The organism is Paraburkholderia sp. GV068 (assembly GCF_003058125.1).
GTDB classification, from domain to species: Bacteria; Pseudomonadota; Gammaproteobacteria; order Burkholderiales; family Burkholderiaceae; genus Paraburkholderia; species Paraburkholderia graminis.
In genome coordinates, this window is the sequence record NZ_QBUB01000002.1 from 125,127 (window position 1) to 145,841 (window position 20,715).

The 20,715-nt window shown below is 62.5% G+C and carries 22 protein-coding genes; 16 read left to right on the forward strand and 6 right to left on the reverse strand.

The window, feature by feature from the left end; genetic code table 11:
• Window positions 1-66: 66 nt before the first annotated feature.
• From C8K18_RS05460 to C8K18_RS05470, 3 genes are all read right to left on the reverse strand, one after another.
• Window positions 67-2,466, reverse strand: coding sequence for a CHASE2 domain-containing protein (locus C8K18_RS05460; RefSeq protein ID WP_107706887.1), 2,400 nt, complete (start codon window positions 2,464-2,466; stop codon window positions 67-69).
• Window positions 2,467-2,550: 84 nt separating this feature from the next.
• On the reverse strand, window positions 2,551-3,330 hold the full coding sequence (locus tag C8K18_RS05465) for a response regulator transcription factor (protein ID WP_107706888.1): 780 nt from the start codon (window positions 3,328-3,330) through the stop codon (window positions 2,551-2,553).
• A gap of 917 nt (window positions 3,331-4,247) precedes the next feature.
• On the reverse strand, window positions 4,248-5,657 hold the full coding sequence (locus tag C8K18_RS05470) for a PLP-dependent aminotransferase family protein (RefSeq protein WP_107706889.1): 1,410 nt from the start codon (window positions 5,655-5,657) through the stop codon (window positions 4,248-4,250).
• A gap of 187 nt (window positions 5,658-5,844) precedes the next feature.
• Here C8K18_RS05470 and C8K18_RS05475 point away from each other — a divergent pair, with 187 nt between their 5' ends.
• From C8K18_RS05475 to C8K18_RS05540, 14 genes are all read left to right on the forward strand, one after another.
• On the forward strand, window positions 5,845-6,462 hold the full coding sequence (locus C8K18_RS05475; RefSeq protein WP_107706890.1) for a nitroreductase family protein: 618 nt from the start codon (window positions 5,845-5,847) through the stop codon (window positions 6,460-6,462).
• A gap of 79 nt (window positions 6,463-6,541) precedes the next feature.
• The gene (locus tag C8K18_RS05480; RefSeq protein WP_107706891.1) at window positions 6,542-7,192 is read left to right on the forward strand and encodes an FMN-dependent NADH-azoreductase; all 651 of its coding nucleotides are present in this window, start codon (window positions 6,542-6,544) and stop codon (window positions 7,190-7,192) included.
• A 20-nt stretch (window positions 7,193-7,212) separates the two neighbouring features.
• Window positions 7,213-7,476: a DUF3331 domain-containing protein gene (locus C8K18_RS05485; protein ID WP_081652980.1), complete on the forward strand. Its 264-nt coding sequence runs from the start codon at window positions 7,213-7,215 to the stop codon at window positions 7,474-7,476.
• A gap of 25 nt (window positions 7,477-7,501) precedes the next feature.
• Window positions 7,502-8,212, forward strand: a complete 711-nt coding sequence (locus tag C8K18_RS05490) for an SDR family NAD(P)-dependent oxidoreductase (RefSeq protein WP_107706892.1) — start codon at window positions 7,502-7,504, stop codon at window positions 8,210-8,212.
• 36 nt (window positions 8,213-8,248) lie between these two features.
• On the forward strand, window positions 8,249-9,205 hold the full coding sequence (locus tag C8K18_RS05495) for an AraC family transcriptional regulator (protein ID WP_029966769.1): 957 nt from the start codon (window positions 8,249-8,251) through the stop codon (window positions 9,203-9,205).
• 170 nt (window positions 9,206-9,375) lie between these two features.
• Window positions 9,376-10,140 carry a S9 family peptidase gene (locus C8K18_RS05500; RefSeq protein WP_006049574.1) on the forward strand — a complete coding sequence of 255 codons (765 nt, stop codon included), beginning with the start codon at window positions 9,376-9,378 and terminating at the stop codon, window positions 10,138-10,140.
• A gap of 83 nt (window positions 10,141-10,223) precedes the next feature.
• Window positions 10,224-10,859: a nitroreductase family protein gene (locus C8K18_RS05505; RefSeq protein WP_107706893.1), complete on the forward strand. Its 636-nt coding sequence runs from the start codon at window positions 10,224-10,226 to the stop codon at window positions 10,857-10,859.
• A gap of 138 nt (window positions 10,860-10,997) precedes the next feature.
• Window positions 10,998-11,543 (forward strand): carboxymuconolactone decarboxylase family protein, encoded by a 546-nt coding sequence (locus C8K18_RS05510; protein ID WP_107706894.1) that lies wholly within the window; start codon window positions 10,998-11,000, stop codon window positions 11,541-11,543.
• 95 nt (window positions 11,544-11,638) lie between these two features.
• Window positions 11,639-12,334 (forward strand): glutathione S-transferase N-terminal domain-containing protein, encoded by a 696-nt coding sequence (locus C8K18_RS05515; RefSeq protein ID WP_006049577.1) that lies wholly within the window; start codon window positions 11,639-11,641, stop codon window positions 12,332-12,334.
• Window positions 12,335-12,405: 71 nt separating this feature from the next.
• Window positions 12,406-12,876 (forward strand): pyridoxamine 5'-phosphate oxidase family protein, encoded by a 471-nt coding sequence (locus tag C8K18_RS05520; protein WP_006049578.1) that lies wholly within the window; start codon window positions 12,406-12,408, stop codon window positions 12,874-12,876.
• 43 nt (window positions 12,877-12,919) lie between these two features.
• A complete protein-coding gene (locus C8K18_RS05525; protein WP_006049579.1) occupies window positions 12,920-13,369 on the forward strand; it encodes an N-acetyltransferase in 450 nt (149 codons plus the stop codon).
• Window positions 13,370-13,540: 171 nt separating this feature from the next.
• Complete coding sequence (locus C8K18_RS05530) at window positions 13,541-14,047, forward strand: YkgB family protein (protein WP_006049580.1); 507 nt, start codon at window positions 13,541-13,543, stop codon at window positions 14,045-14,047.
• A 54-nt stretch (window positions 14,048-14,101) separates the two neighbouring features.
• Entirely contained in the window at window positions 14,102-14,581 is a 480-nt protein-coding gene (locus C8K18_RS05535) for a DUF3788 domain-containing protein (RefSeq protein ID WP_374709728.1), read from the forward strand.
• A 121-nt stretch (window positions 14,582-14,702) separates the two neighbouring features.
• A complete protein-coding gene (locus tag C8K18_RS05540; protein WP_107706895.1) occupies window positions 14,703-15,329 on the forward strand; it encodes a LysE family translocator in 627 nt (208 codons plus the stop codon).
• Between the two features lie 31 nt (window positions 15,330-15,360).
• On the opposite strand, the gene C8K18_RS05545 is transcribed toward C8K18_RS05540, so the two are convergent.
• A complete protein-coding gene (locus C8K18_RS05545; RefSeq protein ID WP_107706896.1) occupies window positions 15,361-16,776 on the reverse strand; it encodes a PLP-dependent aminotransferase family protein in 1,416 nt (471 codons plus the stop codon).
• Window positions 16,777-17,034: 258 nt separating this feature from the next.
• Between C8K18_RS05545 and C8K18_RS05550 the strand changes: the two genes are divergently transcribed.
• Window positions 17,035-18,363 carry an aspartate aminotransferase family protein gene (locus C8K18_RS05550; protein WP_107706897.1) on the forward strand — a complete coding sequence of 443 codons (1,329 nt, stop codon included), beginning with the start codon at window positions 17,035-17,037 and terminating at the stop codon, window positions 18,361-18,363.
• Between the two features lie 43 nt (window positions 18,364-18,406).
• On the opposite strand, the gene C8K18_RS05555 is transcribed toward C8K18_RS05550, so the two are convergent.
• Window positions 18,407-18,937, reverse strand: coding sequence for a DUF6496 domain-containing protein (locus C8K18_RS05555; RefSeq protein WP_006049585.1), 531 nt, complete (start codon window positions 18,935-18,937; stop codon window positions 18,407-18,409).
• A 151-nt stretch (window positions 18,938-19,088) separates the two neighbouring features.
• On the opposite strand from C8K18_RS05555, the gene C8K18_RS05560 reads away from it, so the two are divergent.
• Entirely contained in the window at window positions 19,089-19,340 is a 252-nt protein-coding gene (locus C8K18_RS05560) for a hypothetical protein (protein ID WP_006049586.1), read from the forward strand.
• A gap of 32 nt (window positions 19,341-19,372) precedes the next feature.
• Here the strand turns inward: C8K18_RS05560 and C8K18_RS05565 are convergent, their stop codons facing one another.
• Window positions 19,373-20,581: an ABC transporter substrate-binding protein gene (locus tag C8K18_RS05565; RefSeq protein WP_107706898.1), complete on the reverse strand. Its 1,209-nt coding sequence runs from the start codon at window positions 20,579-20,581 to the stop codon at window positions 19,373-19,375.
• Window positions 20,582-20,715 lie beyond the last annotated feature (134 nt).

Here is a 20,715-nt window from a genome sequence, read left to right on the forward strand (position 1 = left end):
TCAAAGCTATTGAAGATTCTTCAGGAAACGCCGGCGCGCGCATTTGGCGCTATCAGCGAATGACTGTTATTCAGGCGAGCCGGATTTTTTCGGCAATAGAAGCGTAAAGAGGGAACCGTGTCCCACTTCGCTTTCGACATCAATGTGCCCGCCGAGCGTGTCGATGACATGCTTGACGAAGGCGAGCCCGAGCCCGTGTCCAGTCGCCGGATGATCCGACGGAAGCCGGAAGAATTCCGTGAACAGGTTGGGTATCTGATCGGCCGGTATGCCGCTGCCCGTGTCGGCGACGGTCACGGCCCAGCGCTCTCCGCGCTCACCTGCCGCCACTCTGACGGTCGCGCCCGGTGGGCTGAACTTGATGGCGTTGTCGATCAAATTGGCGAACGCGCGGCGCAGCAGCGGCGCATCGGCCACTACCAGCATGCCGGGTTCGGCGGCGAGGTGCACGGCTGTCTGCTTCGCGCTGGCCTGCGGCCAGAGATCGTCGACGGCGTCGCCCAGCAGCAAGGCCAGATCGACGGTGCTCGCTGCGGGCGGCCGGCCTTCGGCACGCGCGAGCAACAGGAACTGGTCGGCGAGGCTGAGCGACCACTGCGCGTAGTGGCCCACGAGTTCCACGAAGCGTGACTCCGGCAGATCGCCGCCCGCATGGCGACGCTGCTCGATCAACGCAAGTATTGCGGCTTGCGGCGAGCGGATGTCGTGCGACAGGAAGCGCAGCGCCGAGTCGCGCTGACGTTCGGCGATGCGCATCGGCGTGACGTCGGCCACATGAAAGATGAGCGCAGCGTCGCGCGCATGCAGCGCGGGCACCACCGCGCACTTGATGAGCAGCGAACGACGTTTTGCGTCGACAATTTCGATGCCGTCCATCTGTGCCGCAGATTCCACGCGCGATGCTGCGCTGCTCTCACTTGCGGCACGAGTAGCCGGCTCGGAACGCGCGGTCTCGGCAAGGCGTTGCAGCGCTCTTTGGACGTACTCGACGGCATGCTCGGAGGCCGTCATGTCGCGCACGACATCCGTCGCAAGCCGGCCTGCGGGACGCCGGGGCGAGTCTGGCGCGTGCGAGTCGGACTCGTACAGCGCGACGGCCTTCCGGTTCGCGAGCATGACGACGCCCGAAGACGCCACCACGAGCGTCGCCTCGGGCAGGCTGTTCATCCACTCGGAGATGAAAGACGCCGAACGCCGCAACCGCGCGACGACAGCGCTCATGACCATGACGCGGCGATGCAGCGGGTCGATCGCGGGTCGATGTATGAGCGGCTCGCCGGGGAAGCCAAGCTCTGCCATTGCGCGCGCCGCCGCCTCGCTCAGATAGCGTAACAGCGCCTCCTGCCGCCGCCACGCGCTGACCGGATAGGCCACGAGACAGGCGGTCACCGCGGTGCCTGGAAAGAAGAATAGGTGCATGGTGTCGAGCAGCACGAGCGACGCGATGCACGCCGCGAGTGCGAGCGCCGCGGCGGCGATCAACCCCGAGCGCGGTCCTAGCGTGAACTGCGCGGCGCACAGCAACGGCAGCATGCACAGACTGAACAGAAGTTGAGCGGCTGTCGGCGCTGCACGCACGAACGAGCCGCTCGCGAGCGCACTCGTCGCTTCGGCGAGAAACTCCACGCCCGACAGCAGATGCCGTCCGCGGCCCGGCGTGACGAAATGCGTGTCGGCGGCGCTCGCCGTCGGCCCGACGATAACGACCGCGTCCTTCAACGCGCTCGAAGCCACGCGGCCTTCGAGCATATCGACGAACGAATACGACGCGTACGACCGCTCGCGTCCGAGCGGCACGTAGCGGCGGCACGCGCTGAACCAGCGGCTGGCCTCGCGTGCCGGCGCTTCGCCGCATCGCGCGACAGACAAACCGCCGGTACGCAGCAGCGCCACGCTCATGTGCTCGTAGACGGCGGACGGTCGACCTTCCTGTAGATAGAAACTGCGCGTGGCGCCGTCGGCGTCCGGTGCGGCGTTGGCTTCGGCAAGCGCAAAGGCCGCCTCGGCCATCGGCGCGACGGGTTCGATGACTTCCGGCATGCCGGCTGTATCGGCGTCGCCCGAGACAACCACCACCGGCAGCACGACGCGGCCATTGCGCTTCATCGCGTCCGCGAGTCGTTGGTCGCCGGCCGGCTGGAGCCTTCCGTGGTTGGTCATGGCCACGTCGAGTCCCACGGCTGCGGCTCCGGCGGCGGTCAACCGGTCGATGAGCGCGGCGTAGTCCTTGCGCGGCACGGGCCATCCGCCGAGCGCCTGCACGCTCGCGTCGTCGATGGCGGCCAGCACGATCTTCTCCGGCGACGGCCTTTGAAGGCGCGGCTGCGCGATGTCGAAGAAGAACAGATCGGCGCGGCGCAATACGCCCGACATCGTCAACGCCACACATACGAGCACGAGGAACACGCCGAGCGCGAGGCATTCACGCGCCATGTCGACGGGCGCGGGACTGTCGTCGGCGTGCATCAGCGTGCGCCCGCGAGATTGCTGACCGGCTGTCCAGTTGGCCGGACACGCTCACAGGCCGCCCGCTTCGGCCGCTTAGCCCGCTTACTCATAGGCGAGTCCGGCCGGCGCCCACTGCGCCGCCTGCATTGGTTGCGCAGGCGAATGATGGCTCGGCGCCGCGGGATGAAGCGTGCGCGCCGGCACGGCCTCGAGACGATAACCGTGCGTGTAGACGGAACTCAGCCGCAGTCCGTTTTCAGGTGCGAGCGCAAGCTTCTGGCGCACGCGATAGATGTGCGTGTCGAGCGTACGCGAAGCCGGATCGAGTTCACGCCCCCACGTGCTGATGCTCACCACCTTGCGCGATAACAGCTTGCCCAGATTGTTGAAGAAGAACGCGATGAGATCGAATTCCTTCGGCGTGAGTTCGATGCGTTGACCGCGCAGCGACACGGTGCGCTCCACGGAATCGAGCACATACTCGCCCGCGCAGATGAGGCCGCCGTGCTCGTTGCCGCGCGTTGCGCGCCTCAGCAGCGCGTTCACGCGCGACACCAGTTCTGCGACGCGAAACGGCTTCACCAGGTAGTCGTCGGCGCCCGCTTCCATCGCGAGCACGACGTCGTCTTCGAGCGATTTGCTGGTCACGAACAGCACGGCAGGCGATGCGCCGAGCGTGCGGCGAATCCAGTAAAGCAGTTCGAAACCGGTCATTCTGGGCAGCAGCCAGTCGACAATCACCAGGTCGAACGGCTCCGAGCGCAGCAGGCGGACCGCCTGCTCGCCGTCACTCACCTCGACGATCTCGTGCCCGAGGGGCTCCACGACCCGCGCCGCGGATTTCGCGTGAACGGGATCATCTTCGACTATCAGCACACGCATGGGGTGTCATCCTTCATTAGCACTTGGGCGGCATGGCCTTCACGGTCGTTGCGCTGAAACCCGGCGGCATCTGCGCGACGCATGCTCGTTGCACGACACGGCGTGCAAGCACGGGCGCAGCAGACCCGTCCTCGACATGCAAGGAGGCATTAACCGTTGGCATCGAGACGCGAAGTAGCAGGCCGAAAATTGCTCAGCGGCCGGCGCAAGGAGCGCGTGGGAATGCTGATTGAAGTAGATTGACTACCTGTTTTTGGCCGTATCGATGGCCTGTTAGCCTCTGGGTGCTCATATTGCCGTGCCCTCACCAAGCCGCTTGTTCGGTCGTTCGGTTTGTTCGGTTGCGCTATCGGTGCGTCCGCGTGGCACGGACTCTCCGACAATCGTCAGTATCTCTTTTCGAAAACTCTGCGAGCACTATCTTTTGTCCAATGCGGCAACACACGTCACAGCGCTGTAACGGTTGGTAAGGCAAGTGCTCGGCGGGACTTTGGCATATGGCCATTTATTTGTCTACGTAAATCCACAGAATAACGACGTGTATTGTTTATTTAACAATCGGGGCAGGATTGAATGGTCTCGAGCAACTACCTGGCATCGGCCTCGTGACCGCCAGATGACGGCGTGGCGGGCGTGCGTGGCCGACGTGTGTTTTAAACAACCGGACGCCGATGCAGAACCGCCGGTGATGGCAAACCGTCTGGCCGGCTGGATTGTTTCGGCATTTCTGGAACAGCATTGGCGATCTTCGGTGCGAATTGAATGAATGCCGCGATAAGCTCCGACTGATATTTTTTTGCCGTCGAATTACTTAATTTACAAAAACTGTCAATTGCCCGTTCTAAACGCTGTATGAGAATTACAACAAATGGGAAGGGCGATTATTTATCGTGTACTCGGCTTCGGTGTGCATCTCGTCAGCGATATCGGTCGATGATCTCAAAGAGTCGCTGACACGACGTGGCCAGGTGCTGCTCAGGCGCCGTCGCAACGCCGAGCAAAAGCCCCGGTAATGTCCACGACGGAGTCGCGAACCACACGGACAACGGCGATGGCGCCATGCCGACGGTCATCGCTTCGCGAACGATCCGCACGTCGGGCGCGCCGTCGGGGAGTCGGAGAAGGACTGCCAGGCCGGCATTGACCCACTCCGCGTCGCGCATTCTTAACTGCTCGCATAGCGCGTCGCGCTGGGCGGAATAAAGACGCTTGAGCCGGCGCACGCGCCGGATGTAGTGACCGTCACGCATGAATTGCGCTGTGGCGAGCTGAATGACTGGCGATGGCGCCGGGGCAAGCGTTGCGGCGACCTCGGCGAATGCGTTGGCCAGTTCGTTCGGCGCGACGACAAATCCAAGCCGCAGCCCCGGGCTAATCGTCTTGCTGAACGAACCGATGTGAATGACCCGTTTGCCCTCGTCCAGCGACGCGAGCGCAGGTGCCGGCCTGCCTTGCAGTTGGAGCTCGCCGAGGTAATCGTCTTCGATGATCCAGGCGTGGCTCGAGGCTGCCCATTCGAGCAGTTGAAGCCGCCGCCTGAGCGACAGCGTCGAGCCGAGTGGCGCTTGTTGACCTGGCGTCACGACTGCTAACGCGGCGTCCGCGGCGTTCTCGATGCCATAGCCTACGTTGAGGCCTTCTGCATCCACCGGGACCGGCACTATGTTCAAACGCGCGAGCTCCAGGCCTTTGCGCGTGACCATGAAACCGGGCTCTTCCATCCAGACCTTCCTGCCTTCCAGACCTAGCACTCGCAGTGCGAGGCCCAAGCCGGCGCTGTATCCGGAAGTGATAAAGATCTGCTCCGGGTAGCAGTGGACGTTTCTGGCGATGGACAGATAGCCCGCGATCTCTCTGCGCAGTTCGAACTCCCCTCTCGGATCGGGATAGAGCAGCGACGACAAGCATCCGGTCTTCAGCAGATTGGAAGAACGCGCGCGCGCAAAAAGCTGTTCGGGCAGACCTTCAAACGCCGGAATGCCGAGCTGGAAGATCGCCGGCCCGGCGTTCATCTCCTCATAAGCCCGCATAAAGGCGCCGAGCTGCGGCGCTTGCGCCTGAGTCGCCACCACGCGCGGCCGCGGGGCGACGCGGGTGCCGCCCGCCCCGAATGTTTCGATCATCTGCGCGTCGCATAACCGTTCATAGGCCGCTTGAACCGTACCGCGCGCCACACCGAGTTGCGCCGCCAGGTCCTGCCACGAGGGCAGCCGCGTGCCGGGTGCGAGCAGCCCGGCCTCTATGGTCCTGCTAATGCTCGCACGAATCTGTTCTGCGAGGGGCAGCTTCGCTGTCCGGTCGAGCCGAATTTTCAGGTCTGGATGCATGTTCTTGGTACACACGAAAATGGGGAATCTTGGTTCTTCTATTCGTACCATCGATGGTACAGAATATTCCCACCATAGCAGGTAGAAATGTGAGCCCAATAGGGAGATACCAGGCCATGCCCGATCGACCGATTCGAGCGGGTAATAATTCGCATATCGAACTATCTATTCACCCATAGGATTAACCATGACCAATGCAGTCATCGAATGTATCCTGAGCCGCAGCGCCGCCAAGTACTACGACACGGCTGCGACGTTGAGCGACGACCAGATCCGCGAACTCGTGCGAATCGGCACATCCGCGCCGACATCGTTCCACTTGCAGAACTGGCGCTTTATCGCAGTACGTACGCCCGAGGCCAAGACACGGCTTAGCCCGATCGCGTGGAATCAGCCCGCGATCAAAGATGCGGCGGTTACGTTCATCGTCTGCGGACAACTGGTCGATACCAGCGTCATACCGGAACGCCTCGCTCCGCTCGTGGAAGCGGGCGTCATGCCCGCCGCGATGGTGCCGGAATGGGAAAACCCCGCACGCGATCTGTACATGGCGCACCCGCAGCGCCGGCGCGACGAGGCGGTACGTACGGCCACTTTCGGCGCATCGGCGATGATCTATGCGGCCCGTTCATTGGGTCTCGGTTCGACGCCGATGATCGGTTTCGATGCCGAAGCCGTGCACCGCGAGTTCGGACTCGCCGACGACGAAGTGCCGGTGATGTTGTTGTCGATAGGCGCGGAGCGTCCGGGAAACTGGGCGCAAAAGCCGCGCCGTCCCGTGGCCGATGTGCTGGCGCTCGTCTGATGATTAGTAGAACCGGCGATGTGCGGGAACAGGTGGCCGATTCCGCCATTGCCTTTGTGAAGCTGCTGGAGAAAGCCGCATGAATATCCTGCACATCGATTGCAGTCCGCGACGCGAGTCGCACAGCCGGCAGCTATCGTCGGCAGTCGTCGACAAGCTCCTCTCGATCCTCCCCGACGCGAGTATCAGCCGCCGCGATCTGGGCTATGAACCGATACCTCACGCGGGCGCCGACTATGCCGCCGCGCTCGCGACGCCCGCGTCGCTGGCCGCGGCTGGACGCTCCGCCGACGCGCTAGTGCTCGCCGAGCAACTCATTGACGAAGTCGAGCGTTCCGATGTCGTTGTCATCGGCACGCCGATGAACAACTTCACGGTGCCGTCCGTTCTGAAGGCGTGGATCGATCAGATCCTCCGTGTGGGCCGCACGATGAAGTCGACACCAGCCGGCAAAGTGGGAATGCTTCAGGACCGCCCCGTGTTCGTCGCGATCGCTTCGGGTGGCGTGTTCGCTGGTGAGCGAGCCAATCAGCCGGATTTCCTGACGCCTTACCTCACCGCCGTACTCGGCTGCATCGGTCTCAATACAGTCCACTACCTGCCTTTGCAAGGCACAGCGTTTATCGATGAGGCTCGCGCCAACGAACTTCGCCGCTCGCTCGTCGCGACGATCGAACCGGCAATGGTCAGCCTCGTGCAGACCTCGCTTGAACAAGCGTCGAGCCGGTAACTTATCAGGAACGTTCGTCCTTGCGCGTCTCAATCGTGGAAAAGCTGTCGTCGACAACGATCAGCGTATGCTGGAGCGATCCTTGTTCGGGTCATTGCGCGGCCCAGGTCTGGGGCATCTGTGTCGCGCGTGTGGATGCCGTTTGCGTGCTGTCCGGTAAGCCGATACGCCGCGGGGATTCGATATTTCGTCCGCGTGTGTATCGATCGCAAGTGCCGCTCAATCGCCACCGCATGATCCTGGCTTCCGCAGTAGCTGGATTCCCCGAGAAACCATCCTTTTGAAAAGTACTAAAGTATGAGCACATGTATGAGTACATCGAGAAAGGTTGTCGTCGTTACCGGCGCCTCGCGCGGGATGGGCGCCGCGATCGTTCAGGCGTTTCTCGAACTCGACTGTGCCGTCGTTGCCACCTCGCGTTCGATCGAACCATCGGACGACGCGAACCTGCTGACGGTAGCCGGCGACATCGGCGACCCGGCAACCGCGCGACGTGTCATCGCCGAGGGCGTCGCACGATTCGGGCGGATCGATACGCTCGTGAACAACGCCGGCATCTACATCGGCAAGCCTTTTACCGAACACACCGCGGAAGACTATGCGGCGGTGATGAACGTGAACATGGCGGGCTTCTATTACATCACGCAGCTAGCGATCGCCGAGATGGAAAAGCATTCGAGTGGTCATGTGGTGAGCATCACGGCCAGCATCGATCAGGTCGCAATCAGCGGGGTCTACTCGGTCCTCGCGGCGCTGACGAAGGGCGGCATCAACGCGGCCACGAAGTCGCTGGCAATCGAGTACGCGAAGAAGGGAATTCGCGTGAACGCCGTCGCGCCCGGCAACATGGACACGCCGATGCACGCGCCTGAAATCCATGAAGCGCTGCGAGCTTTCAACCCCATCGGGCGCCTGGGTGAAACACGCGATATCGCCGACGCTGTCGTCTTTCTCGATTCGGCGCCGTTCATTACTGGAGAAATCCTGCACGTCGATGGCGGACAAAGCGCGGGCCACTGAAACGCTCTTCTCCATGCCGAAGCCTAACGGAGCCCTATGTCTCAAGTCGATTGGCTGAGCCACCTGCTGCAAATGATCACCATCACGGGCCGGCTGGAAGTCCGTTGCGCGTATGGTGCGCCTTGGCGCGTGGCCTGGCCGCAGGCCAGCGCGCAAGAGGTTCCCTATCACGTCGTGCTCAAGGGCCGGGCCATCATCGAGGACCCCGAGACAGACACGGCGCGCGAACTGGTAGCCGGCGATGTCGTGCTGCTGCCTCACGGCTCGGCGCACGTGCTGCACGACGGCAGCGGACATGCGCCCGGACCTACGTGCGAACGCCGTGATTCCGCCGGTTTGATGTTCAGCGAGAACGACGGCCAGGGCGAGCGTCTTGACATGCTGTGCGGGCGATTTCTGATCGGGCCGCCTCATGATCGGCTGATCCGCAATTACCTGCCCACGAATGTCGTCGTCCGGACCCTGGAAGGTCACGGTGAAAAGGATGTGGGGTCTGCACCGAACCACCTGGCGAGCTTCGTGGGGATGATGCGCGAAGAGTCGACGGGTGACAAAGTCGGCGGATACGCGATCGTCAACGCCCTCTCCTCGGCGCTCTTCACGCTCGTGTTGCGCGAGGCGAGCGAATCCGAAGAAGCCCCGGCGGGCCTGCTGGCACTGGCCGGCAATCCGCGACTCGCGCCGGCCATTTCAGCCATGTTCGCCGATCCCGCGCGGCCCTGGAACCTGCCTGAGCTAGCCGACTTATGCAGCATGTCGCGCGCCACTTTCATGCGGCACTTTCAGGACACGCTCGGGTGCTCGGCCGTCGATCTGTTGACCGATATCCGGATGAGCCTCGCTGCCAACGAGTTAAAGAAACCGATGATGACCACCGAGGCCGTGGCCGAGTCGGTTGGGTATCAATCGGTGTCGTCATTCCGCCGTGTATTCACCGAGAGGATGGGCATGACGCCGGGGCAATGGCGGCGGCTGGCGCGCAACGGCCAATAGCGGTCCCGGTGCCGGTCCCGAATCATCGCTTCACGTCGACTTGATCCTTTTGGATACTTTATTGAGCAAATCCAGTCTCGAAAGCCGCATCGACGAGGCCTAAAGTGGAGGCTCCTAACCGCCTGACACAGCATCGACGCAACGCACGCTGATACGAGAGAGACCGACTTATGAGCGCACAAGCTTTCGAATTTGACGGACCGCACGGCTACCGTCTCGCCGGCAGGCTGGAATTGCCGGACGGCGAGCCGCGTGGCTGGGCCATCCTCGCCCACTGCTTCACGTGCGGCAAGGACAGCCTCGCCGCCAGTCGCGTCGCACGAGCGCTCGCCGCTCACGGCATTGGCGTGCTGCGCTTCGACTTCGCCGGATTGGGTAATAGCGGTGGAAGCTTCGCCGACACCACTTTCGCCGCTGACGTGGACGATCTGGTTGCGGCCGGCAACGCGATGACCAGCGACGGCAAGCCGCCATCGATCCTGGTCGGCCATAGCCTCGGCGGCGCAGCCGTCCTGATGGCCGCGGGCCAGATGCCGGGCATTCGTGCGGTGGCCACGCTGGCTGCTCCATTCGATACGCGCCATGTGTTGCATCAGTTCGCACCGCAAAGCCTTGAAACCATCGAGGCGCACGGCGAAGCGGAAGTACTGCTGGCTGGCAGACCGTTCGTCGTGCGCAAGAGTTTCGTCGACGACCTGGCGTGTCACAACCTCGAGTCGCGAATCGCCGGGTTGCGCATCCCATTGCTGGTGCTGCATTCGCCACTGGATTCGACAGTGGGCATCGAGAACGCCGCGCGTATTTTTGCGGCTGCGAAGCACCCCAAGAGCTTTATTTCGCTGGACAACGCGGACCACCTGCTGACGCGCCGCGCCGACGCCGACTATGCCGCCGCAATGATTTCGACCTGGGCGAGCCGGTATCTGATCTCCTGATTTGAATGACATGTGCTTTGCGCTCCGCGTGGAGCGCGGGCACTCGTACGCCTGAACCTACCCTCCTACACACAGGAATCCTTATGAAAACCGAAATCAACCCGACCAACCCCGTCATCGAATGCATTCTGAGCCGCAGCGCGGCCAAGTACTACGACCCAGCCGCGACCTTGAGCGATGAACAGATCCACGAGCTCGTGCGGATCGGTACGAGTGCGCCGACATCCTTCCACTTGCAGAACTGGCGTTTTATCGCGGTACGTACGCCCGAAGCCAAGGCGCGACTGAGCCCGATTGCGTGGAACCAGCCTGCGGTCAAAGATGCAGCGGTCACTTTCATCGTCTGCGGCCAACTGGTCGAAACGAATGTGATACCGGAGCGTCTCGCGCCGCTGGTGGAAGCGGGCGTCATGCCGGCAACCATGGTGCCGGAATGGGAAATCCCCGCACGCAATCTGTATATGGCGTACCCGCAGCGCCGTCGTGACGAGGCCGTGCGCACCGCCACTTTCGGCGCGGCGGCGATGATCTATGCGGCCCGCTCGATGGGCCTAGGTTCTACGCCGATGATCGGTTTCGATGACGAAGGCGTACACCGCGAGTTCGGACTGGCCGCGGACGAAGTACCGGTTCTGCTGTTGTCCGTAGGCGTGGAGCGAGCCGGAAACTGGGCGCAGAAGCCGCGCCGTCCCGTGGCCGAAGTGCTGGACCTGGTATGAGTGAAAGACAGGCACAAGGTGTCGCCTGCTTGAAGGGCAAAACCGCTTCGATCCGCAACCTGGGCGCGAAGCAAACCAACGGATGGTCTCCCAATGACCGTTCTCAATCTGTAAAACCAGCAATTAAGGATGACTACGATGGCAAGGACTACTACTTTAACGCCGGAACAGGTGCCGGCCGATTCGAAGCCGACGCTCGACGCGTTCACCAAAAATATCGGCTTCACGCCGAACATGATGTCGAGCTTCGCGCAAAGCCCGATCGCGTTCAACGCATGGGCCACGCTGCTCGGTTCGCTGAGCAAAGCACTCGACGTAAAGACGCGTGACAGCATCGGTCTCGTTGTCTCCGAGGTGAACGGCTGCAACTACTGCCTGACGGTGCACAGCTTTACCGCCGAGCATATGGCGAAGCTGTCGGCCGATGAAATCATCCTCGCCCGCAAAGGACATGCTGCCGACCCGAAGCGCGACGCCGCGGTTCAGTTTGCGCGCAAGGTCATCGAGACCCGCGGGCAAGTCAGCGACGCCGATCTGAAAGCCGTCCGCGATGCCGGCTACACGGATGCAAACGTAATGGAGATCGTCGCGCTGGTGGCCATGTACTCGCTGACGAACTTTTTCAATAACGTGTTCGATCCCGAGAAGGACTTTCCCCCGGTTACGCCGGCCGGCTCGATCTGAACTTTATTCCCTCGTCTGCGAGGGAATTGGGAAACGAGGCGGAAGAGCCGGCCATACCCCGGCTCCGCCCCGCTGGCTTACCCAGGAGAACAAGCATGACACTCGATCATCCAATTTTCACGCGCTGGCCGGCGCGGCACCCTGATCGGCTCCAGCTCTTTTCGTTACCGACGCCCAACGGCGTGAAGGTCGGGATCATGCTTGAGGAAACGGGTCTTGCGTATGAGGCGCACCGCATCGACATCATGGCAAACGAGCACCATGACCCGGCTTTTCTCGCCCTCAATCCGAACGGCAAGATTCCGGCGATCTTCGATCCCGACGGTCCCGGTGGACGGCCGCTTGCATTGTTCGAATCGGGAGCGATCCTGATCTATCTCGCCGAGAAGACCGGGCAACTCCTTTCCACCGATCCCGTTACTCGCTACGAAACGATCCAGTGGCTGATGTGGCAGATGGGCGGTGTCGGGCCGATGTTCGGCCAGGTTGGCTTCTTCAACAAATTCGCCGGCAAAGCGTATGAGGACAAGCGCCCGCGCGATCGCTACGTCGCGGAATCAGCGCGGCTGCTCGGTGTTCTCGACCAACGGCTCGCGGGCCGCGACTGGGTAATGGGCGCTGAGTACAGCATCGCCGATATTTCACTGCTCGGCTGGGTACGCAACCTGATCGGCTTTTATGAAGCGCGTGAGCTTGTCGGCTTCGACCGCTTCTCGCATGTCGAGCGCTGGTTCGAGCGCGGTCTCGCGCGCCCGGCGGTGCAGCGCGGGTTGGCAGTGACCGCGGCCTGAAGCGAGGCTGTCGAAACGTTCTGTATAGCGAAGCATAAAGCCGCTCACATTCTTTTCAAGCGAGGATCTCCGTGATCGAAATCAACGCCGACGCAGAGGCGATCATCAAGCGGGCGATATTGTCATTCGTCGCGACGGTCAACGACGATGGAACGCCGAATCTTTCGCCGAAGGCATCGTTGACAGTCAGGAACGGTGTTCTCTACTTCGCCGATATCGCCTCGCCCGCGACGATACGAAACCTGAAACGCAAGCCCGCCGTCGAGATCAACGTAATCGACATCTTCGAGAGGCGCGGTTATCGATTCAAAGGTCATGCGTCGATCCTGCCGCCAGGCGATGACGAGTACTCGATGATCGCGGACTGGGTCCGCTCGACGAACGGCCCCGAGTACCCCGTCGATCACGTCGTCAGGATCGAAACGCTTTCGATCTCTCCGCTGCTGTCGCCGGCGCATGTATTCGCGGAGCCTGCTCGAACTCAGGATGAAATCAGGAACACTTACTATCAAAAGTACGGTGTTAAACGCATCGGCGAATAGGCGAATAGCGTGAGAAGTACTCGCGCAAGCCAGGAGAAAATCTATGCTATCGGTTGAGATCAAAGCCATTGAAAAGAACGACTTTGATATTTGGCTTCCTCTGTGGAAAGGCTATCAGCGATTCTACGAAGTGAATATCCCCGAGTCGGTGACGCTCGAAACATGGGCACGCTTCGTGGACCCGTTGGAGCCGATGCATGCGGCGCTTGCCATGATGGGCGAACACGCGTTCGGGCTGGTGCATTCCATCTACCATCGATCCACCTGGACAACAGCCAACTACTGCTATCTGCAGGACCTGTTTGTGGCAGCCGATGTGCGTGGCGGCGGCATCGGCCGCGCGCTGATCGAGCATGTTTATGCGGACGCGAAACGTCGCGGGGCGGCGCGTGTGCACTGGCTGACACACCGAACGAACTCTGCCGCCATGCGGCTTTATGAAAGCGTCGGACATCGCTCGGGCTTCGTCCAGTACCGGAAACTGCTCACCTGAAAATTCCCGTGCGGGATCTCATCAAGACTCCTGCGACACATCACGCAGCCCCGCGTTCTTTTGATCCTTTTGAGCATTTTATTGAGCAATTGCAGTCTCGAAACCCGCATCGGGCAAGCCTAAAGTGAAGGCTCCTGATGACCGACCCACAACCTGAATTGGAAACCCAAAATGTCTATTCCCACAGATCAGCTCCGTCTTCAAATCGCCGAGAAAAGCGCAGGATCGCTCTCTAGTCTGGCTCTACTCAGATGGGCGCTTGTCATCGTCTTTCTTTGGTTCGGTGCAATGAAATTCACCGCCTACGAAGCCAACGGCATCGCTCCGTTCATTATGCACAGCCCGATCATGAGCTGGTTGCATTCCCTGTTCGGAATTCAAGGGGCAAGCGACGTTATCGGCGTACTCGAACTGTCGACTGCGGCAGCGCTGACTATCGGAGCCTTCGTGCCCGTTTTCTCCGCATTGGGTGCAGCGATGTCGGCCGCGACCTACTTCATCACGCTGACTTTCTTCCTGAGCACGCCAGGCGTAGCCGAAGCGACGGCGGGTGGGTTTCCTGCAATTTCAGCCTTGCCTGGCCAGTTCCTTCTCAAAGATGTCGTTCTACTGGCTGCATCGCTTTCTCTCCTTGTGGCGTCCATTCAGGCCTCGTGGGCTAACGCTCAGAAGCCGTGACCTGGATGAACTTTCGATACCGCGATTAACGGTACCGCGCGAAGCATTCCACCCATGCAGATGAAGAGGAAAGCAAACGTGAACGAGTCCACTGAGATCGGCGACAGAATCGCCGACAAATCTTCGCAGCCCGACGAGCGCACTATCCGCGACTGGATGGGGCCGGAGGCTTTCGAGCATTGGGTCGAACTGCGGAGCTGGATCGACGCATCGTATCCCGGTGTTTTTGTGCCAGACTGGCTATATGGCGGCAAGAAGCGCGGTTGGTCGCTGCGCTACCGGAAGACCAAGGCGCTCTGCACGCTGTTGCCCGCATACAGGCTGTTGTCGGTTCTCGTGGTCCTGGGGCGAGCTGAACGGGAGAAGTTCGAGGCGCGGCGTTACTTCTGGAGCCCACAGTTGGTGAAGCTCTACGATGAAGCCCGCGCCTACCCCGACGGCAAATGGCTGACTGTTCCAATTACATCCGCGGATGATCGGCATGAGGTGACCGAGCTGATGCGTATGAAGCGCCCTACGCTTTCACGCGATTGAATCGTACGTCGCGGAAGCCACGTTCTCTGTACCGGATATCATCCCACAATCCGTACCGGTACTGTACCGGCAACGCTGGCTAGAATGGTCAAAATCTTCTAGCCTCGTTCCGGAGCCCGCCATGTCCTACCTCACGCTCAGCGCGCTGCCCGCCGGCATCCTGTTCGCGCTCGTCACCAGCATCACGCCTGGCCCGAACAACACGATGTTGCTCGCGTCGGGCGTCAACTTCGGTTTTCGTCGCACCTTGCCGCACATTTCAGGCATCAGCGCCGGCGTCGTGCTGTTGATGCTGTCGGTCGGCGTCGGACTCGGCGAAGCCTTCGTGCATTTCCCCGTGCTGTACACGGTGCTCGAAGTGGCGAGCGTCGCCTACCTGCTTTATCTCGCGTGGAAAATCGGCACGTCGGGCGAACTGAAGGTCAGGCAGGGCGAGCGCCGGCCCATGAAGTTCTATGAAGCCATCGCGTTTCAGTGGGTCAATCCGAAGGCGTGGATGATGGTGCTGACTGCGGCCACGACCATCCATCTGAGCGAGAGCTACAGCATGAACGCAGTGGCAATGGCGGCGGTGTTCTATGTGATCGGCTTTCCGTGCATCTGCCTGTGGGCCGGGTTTGGCACCGCGATGCGGCGCGTGTTGTCCGACGCGAGGCGTCTGCGCGCTTTTAACATCACGATGGCGCTGCTGCTCGTGCTTTCGCTGTATCCGATCGCGCTGAAGCTGCTGGACGCAGCCCCCGCGTAAGCGTGTGAGAGGGGCGCCAGGCGATGCGCATCTAAACCGCCCCGCGTCCTACTCGCTCGATGAAGCGCCACAACGCATCGTCGGTCGAATAAGGGGCGTTGAAGCGAAACCATGCGCTCGGCGCGTCGTCCGGCCGGAAGTATGAGCCGGGCGCAAGCCAGATGCCGTGCTGGAGCGCGGCCGTCGCGACGTCGCCGGCAGACGCAGGATCAATCGGCAGGCGAGCCCACAGAAACAACCCCGCTCGCGGCCGATGAAACACTTCGAGCCCAAGCGAGTCGAGCCGCTCCTCGACGGTGCCATGCGCGAGCTTGAGCCGCTCGTTGACCGCTTCCACGTGACGCGCGTAGCGGCCCTCGAGCAGCACCTTATCGACAATCCGCTCGATCGCCTCCGACGACGTCAAGCCCACCGCCATCTTCGTGCGCGCCAGTTCGCGCAGCACCGCGCGCTCCGCGACCACGTAGCCGCAGCGCAGCCCCGGCGTCACCGTCTTCGAAAAACCGCCCACATACAGCACGCGCTGCAAGCCTTCCATCGCGGCAAAAAGCGGCGCGCCGGACGGCGCCAGTTCGCGGCTCACGTCGTCCTCGATCACCCACATGCGCTGACGCTCCGCGATCTGCAGCAGGCGGAACGCCGCCGACATGCCGAAGGTCGCGCCGGTCGGATTCTGCAGCGTCGTGTTGACGAAAATGGCCTTCGGCTTGTGCTCCCCGACGAGCGCTTCGAGCACCTCCGTATCGACGCCCGCGGGTGTGCGCGGCACGCCATGCACGACGAGTCCGGCGAGCTTGAGAATCTGCAGCAGGTTGCAATAGCCGGGATCTTCCACGATCACCGCGTCGCCCGCGCGCAGCAACGTGCGCACGATCAGATCGAGCCCTTGCGTCGCGCCCTGCGTGAGCAGCACGTTGGACACGTCGACGGGCAGGCCGCGCCGGTCGAGCTGCTCGGCGATGCGCTCGCGCAACGGCGCGAAGCCGTAGGGATGGCCGTAATCGCCGAGCCGCGCGGCAGGCACCCGGCTCATCGCGCGCAACGCATGCTGCAAACCGGTCTCGTTGATCCATTCATTCGGCAGCCAGCCGCCGCCGGCCTTGATCGGCACCGAATGATCGGCGAATACGTCGGACAGAAGCCAGGTCGCGGTGAGGCTCGGCGGCTGCCAGTCGGTCACGGCCGCTCGCGGCGCAGGCGAGCGCGCCGCCACGCGATAACCGGAGCCGCGCCGCGCGACCACGAGCCCCATCGACACCAGACGGTTGTACGCCTCCGTCACCGTGAAGGTGCTCAACTCATGCGTCTGCGCAAGTTGCCGCACCGACGGCAGCAGCGCGCCCGCGCGCAGCGACTGCGCTTCGATGGCTTGCGCGAAGCCTTGCACGACCTGGTCGACGAGCGTGGGAGCGGCGCGCCGGTCGCGCTCGAGATTCAATTCGATCATGGTCGGGGATGTGGACTCGGAACGAAAAAGCCGGCCGCGACGCACGGCCCGAAGCGGATCGCGTCGGCACAGTTACCGCCGATCCACCAACACAGTTAGCGCGACACCGCGTCAACTGTTTATGCCGCCATTAAACCGCGAACGCTACAGTTTTGGCTACGCCCAAAGGAAGTCCCCTTGGCAGACGCCCCGAAGCAACTATTCTTGGGGGACGCCCAAAGGAAGTCCCTCTTGGGAAACCACTTCGAGGAGAAACCCATGACTTCGCGCCCCGTCATCGACGATCTGTCGTCTTTCTGGATGCCGTTCACCGCCAACCGCCAGTTCAAGGCCGCGCCGCGCCTGCTGGAATCGGCGAAAGGCATGTACTACCGCAGCACGGACGGCCGCGAAGTGCTCGACGGCTGCGCGGGCCTATGGTGCGTGAATGCGGGCCACAGCCGCGACGAGATCGTCGCCGCGATCACGAAGCAGCTTTCCACGCTGGACTTCGCGCCGACGTTCCAGATGGGCCATCCGCTCGCGTTCGAAGCGGCCACGCGGGTCGCCGAGTTAATGCCCGAAGGGCTCGACCGCATCTTCTTCACGAACTCGGGTTCCGAATCCGTCGACACCGCGCTGAAAATCGCGCTCGCCTATCACCGCTCGCGCGGCGAAGCGCAGCGCACGCGCCTGATCGGCCGCGAGCGCGGTTATCACGGCGTGGGCTTCGGCGGCATTTCGGTCGGCGGCATCGCGCCGAACCGCAAGACGTTTTCCGGCGCGCTGCTGCCGGCCGTCGATCATCTGCCGCACACGCACAATCTCGAGCAGAACGCGTTCTCGAAGGGTCAGCCGGCGTGGGGCGCGCATCTCGCGGACGAACTGGAGCGCATCGTCGCGCTGCACGATGCGTCGACGATTGCCGCGGTGATCGTCGAACCGGTCGCCGGCTCGACGGGCGTGCTGATTCCGCCGCAAGGCTACCTGCAGAAGCTGCGCGACATCTGCACGAAGCACGGCATCCTGCTGATTTTCGACGAAGTGATCACGGGCTTCGGCCGCGTCGGCAAGGCCACGGCCAGCGAATATTTCGGCGTGACGCCCGACCTGATCACGATGGCGAAGGCGATCAACAACGCGTCGATTCCGATGGGCGCGGTCGCGGCGAGCCGCACGGTGCACGACACGATCGTCAACGGCGGCGCACAAGGCGCGATCGAGCTGTTCCACGGCTACACGTATTCGGCGCACCCGGCCGCGGTCGCCGCCGCCATCGCGACGCTCGACCTGTATCGCAGCGAGGGCCTGTTCGAACGCGCCGCGTCGCTCGCGCCGACGTTCGAAGCCGCCGTTCACTCGCTGCGCGGCGCGAAGCATGTGAAGGACATCCGCAACCTTGGGATGATCGCCGGTATCGAACTCGAATCGCGCGACGGCGCACCGGGCGCGCGCGCTTACGAGGCGTTCGTCAAATGCTTCGAGGCGGGCGTGCTGGTGCGCTTTACGGGGGACATCCTGGCGTTTTCGCCGCCGCTCATCATCAACGAAAAGCAGATCGCGCATCTCTTCAAGACGGTCGGCGACGTGCTGGCCACGGTGCAGTAAGGCGACAGCGAACAACGGCGCGCGACTCGCGCGCCGTCCGCCGTCAGTGATGCTGATGCGCGCGCGCAGCGCGTGTCTGCGCCGCCTTCTTCGCCGCGGCTGAACGTCCGGCTGCGCCCTTCGTCGCAGCAGCCTTCTTCGCCGCCGCCGAGCGGCTCGCGGCCGGCCGCTTGGCCGCCGCCGACTTCGCCTGCTTCGACATCGCCGAGTGCGATGCGCCGGCCTTGCTTTCGCGCTTCAGCACATTGGTGGTCGTGCGCGAGCGCTTCGCCGTCGACTCCTTGCTGGCGGTCTTTTTCGCGGCGCCCTTCTTGTGTCCCGCGGCGCTGTCCTTCTCCGCCTTCTTGCGCGTCGCCTCGCTCGTGCTGCCCTTCTTCGGCGCCTTTAGATCGACGCCCGCGCGACGCGCTTCCGACAATCCGATCGCAATCGCCTGTTTCGGCGAGCGCACGCCGTGCTTGCCGGCGCGCACCTTGTCCACCTGTTCCTTGACGAACTCTCCAGCTTGCGTGCTCGCCGACTTGCCGGCGCGTTTGTCGGCTTCCGCACGCTTGAGGGTTTTCTTCTCGGGCATGACAGTTCTCCGGTTGACTGTGGCCCATGCAGTGAAGCAATGGCTGTGCCGCAGCGCCGGGACACTTCGCCAGGACTCGCGCCGTTCACGGGGACGGCGTATGGTGTGGTCAAGGGTCGGCGCACTGGACCGGTCCGAATGGGAGACACTGATGAAGATCCCCACCGTGCGCGCAGGCGCGCATATCGAAGGCGTTCACTGGATCGCGGAATACGCGGAAGACGTCCACGAAATTCGCATCTTCCGCGAAGGGCAGGAAATCGACGTGCACGACGCGCCATCGTCGCTGTTCGGCGACGAGGAGAACGCGGGCTCGAAAAGCACCGCCGACCATCGCGCGGTCGAAGCGGCGGTGCTGGCTTACTTGCGGCGCTTCGTGGCGGAGCACGACGCGGAGGAATAGCCGCCGAGGCCGACGCCGACGCCGACGCCTGCTTACTCGCCGGGCCGCAGCTTTTTCACGTCGGCATCCGACGGCTGCACGCTCGCGCCGTCGATGTAGCGATACGACGTCATCACGCCCTTGCCGTCCTTCAGACCGGTCACGCCGACGTAAGCGCCCATCGTCGACTGATTGTCCTGCGCGCGATAGGTGATCGGCCCGAACGGTGTATCGACGGCGAGGCCCTTGAACGCGGCCGCGAGCTTGTCGGTATCCGCGGAACCGGCCTTTTTGATGCCCGCAGCGATCGACATCAGCGCCGAGTAGCCGACCACCGAGCCGAGCCGCGGGTAGTCGTGATACTTCGCCTGATAGGCGTCGACAAACTTCTTGTTCGCCGGAGTGTCAATCGAATACCACGGGTAGCCCGTCACGATCCAGCCGGCCGGCGCTTCGGCGCCCAGCGGATCGAGATAATCCGGCTCGCCCGTCAGCAGCGACACCACCGTGCGGTCCTTGAAGAGCCCACGCGTATTGCCCTCGCGCACGAACTTGCCGAGGTCGGCGCCGAACAGCACGTTGAAGATCGCGTCGGGCTTCGCATCGGCGAGAGCCTGCGTGACCGCGCCCGCATCCACGTTGCCGAGCGGCGTGGCCTGTTCGGCCACGAACTGCACGTCGGGCTGCGCGGCGGTGAGGAGCTTCTTGAACGTCGCGACCGCCGACTGCCCATACTCATAGTTCGGATAGACAAGCGCCCAGCGCTTTTTCTTCAGCTTGGCCGCTTCGGGCACGAGCATCGCGACCTGCATATACGTGGAAGGACGCAGACGGTACGTGTATTTGTTGCCGTCGGCCCAGACGATCTTGTCCGTCAGCGGTTCGGCGGCGAGGAAGAAGACCTTTTTCTGCTTCGCGAAATCGGTGAGCGCGAGGCCGGTGTTCGACAGGAAACCGCCGAACAGCAACTGCACCTGTTCACGAGCGATCAGCTCCTGCGCGACGCGAATGGTGTCGCCGGGGTTGCCGTTGTCGTCGCGCGAAACGACTTCGAGCTTTTTGCCGAGCACGCCGCCCGCGCCGTTGATCTGTTCCAGCGCGAGATTCCAGCCGTTCTTGTAAGGCCCGAGAAAGGCCGGCTGCGCCTTATAGCTGTTGATTTCCCCGATCTTGATGGTCTGCTGGGCGTTGGCGCCGAGGGCGGCGAATGAAACAACCGTCGATAGCGTCAGGCGAGAGATCCATCGTGCGCGCGTGGTCATGCGTTTCTCCGTATCAATGGGATTGCGGGAATGCGTTGGTCTTCTAACAGGCTGTTCTATCAGGCGTTGCGGCGGTGTTCAAGCGGCCGGGCGGGCGGTGGCTCGTGCGTTCGTTCTTGCGCTTACTGTTGCGT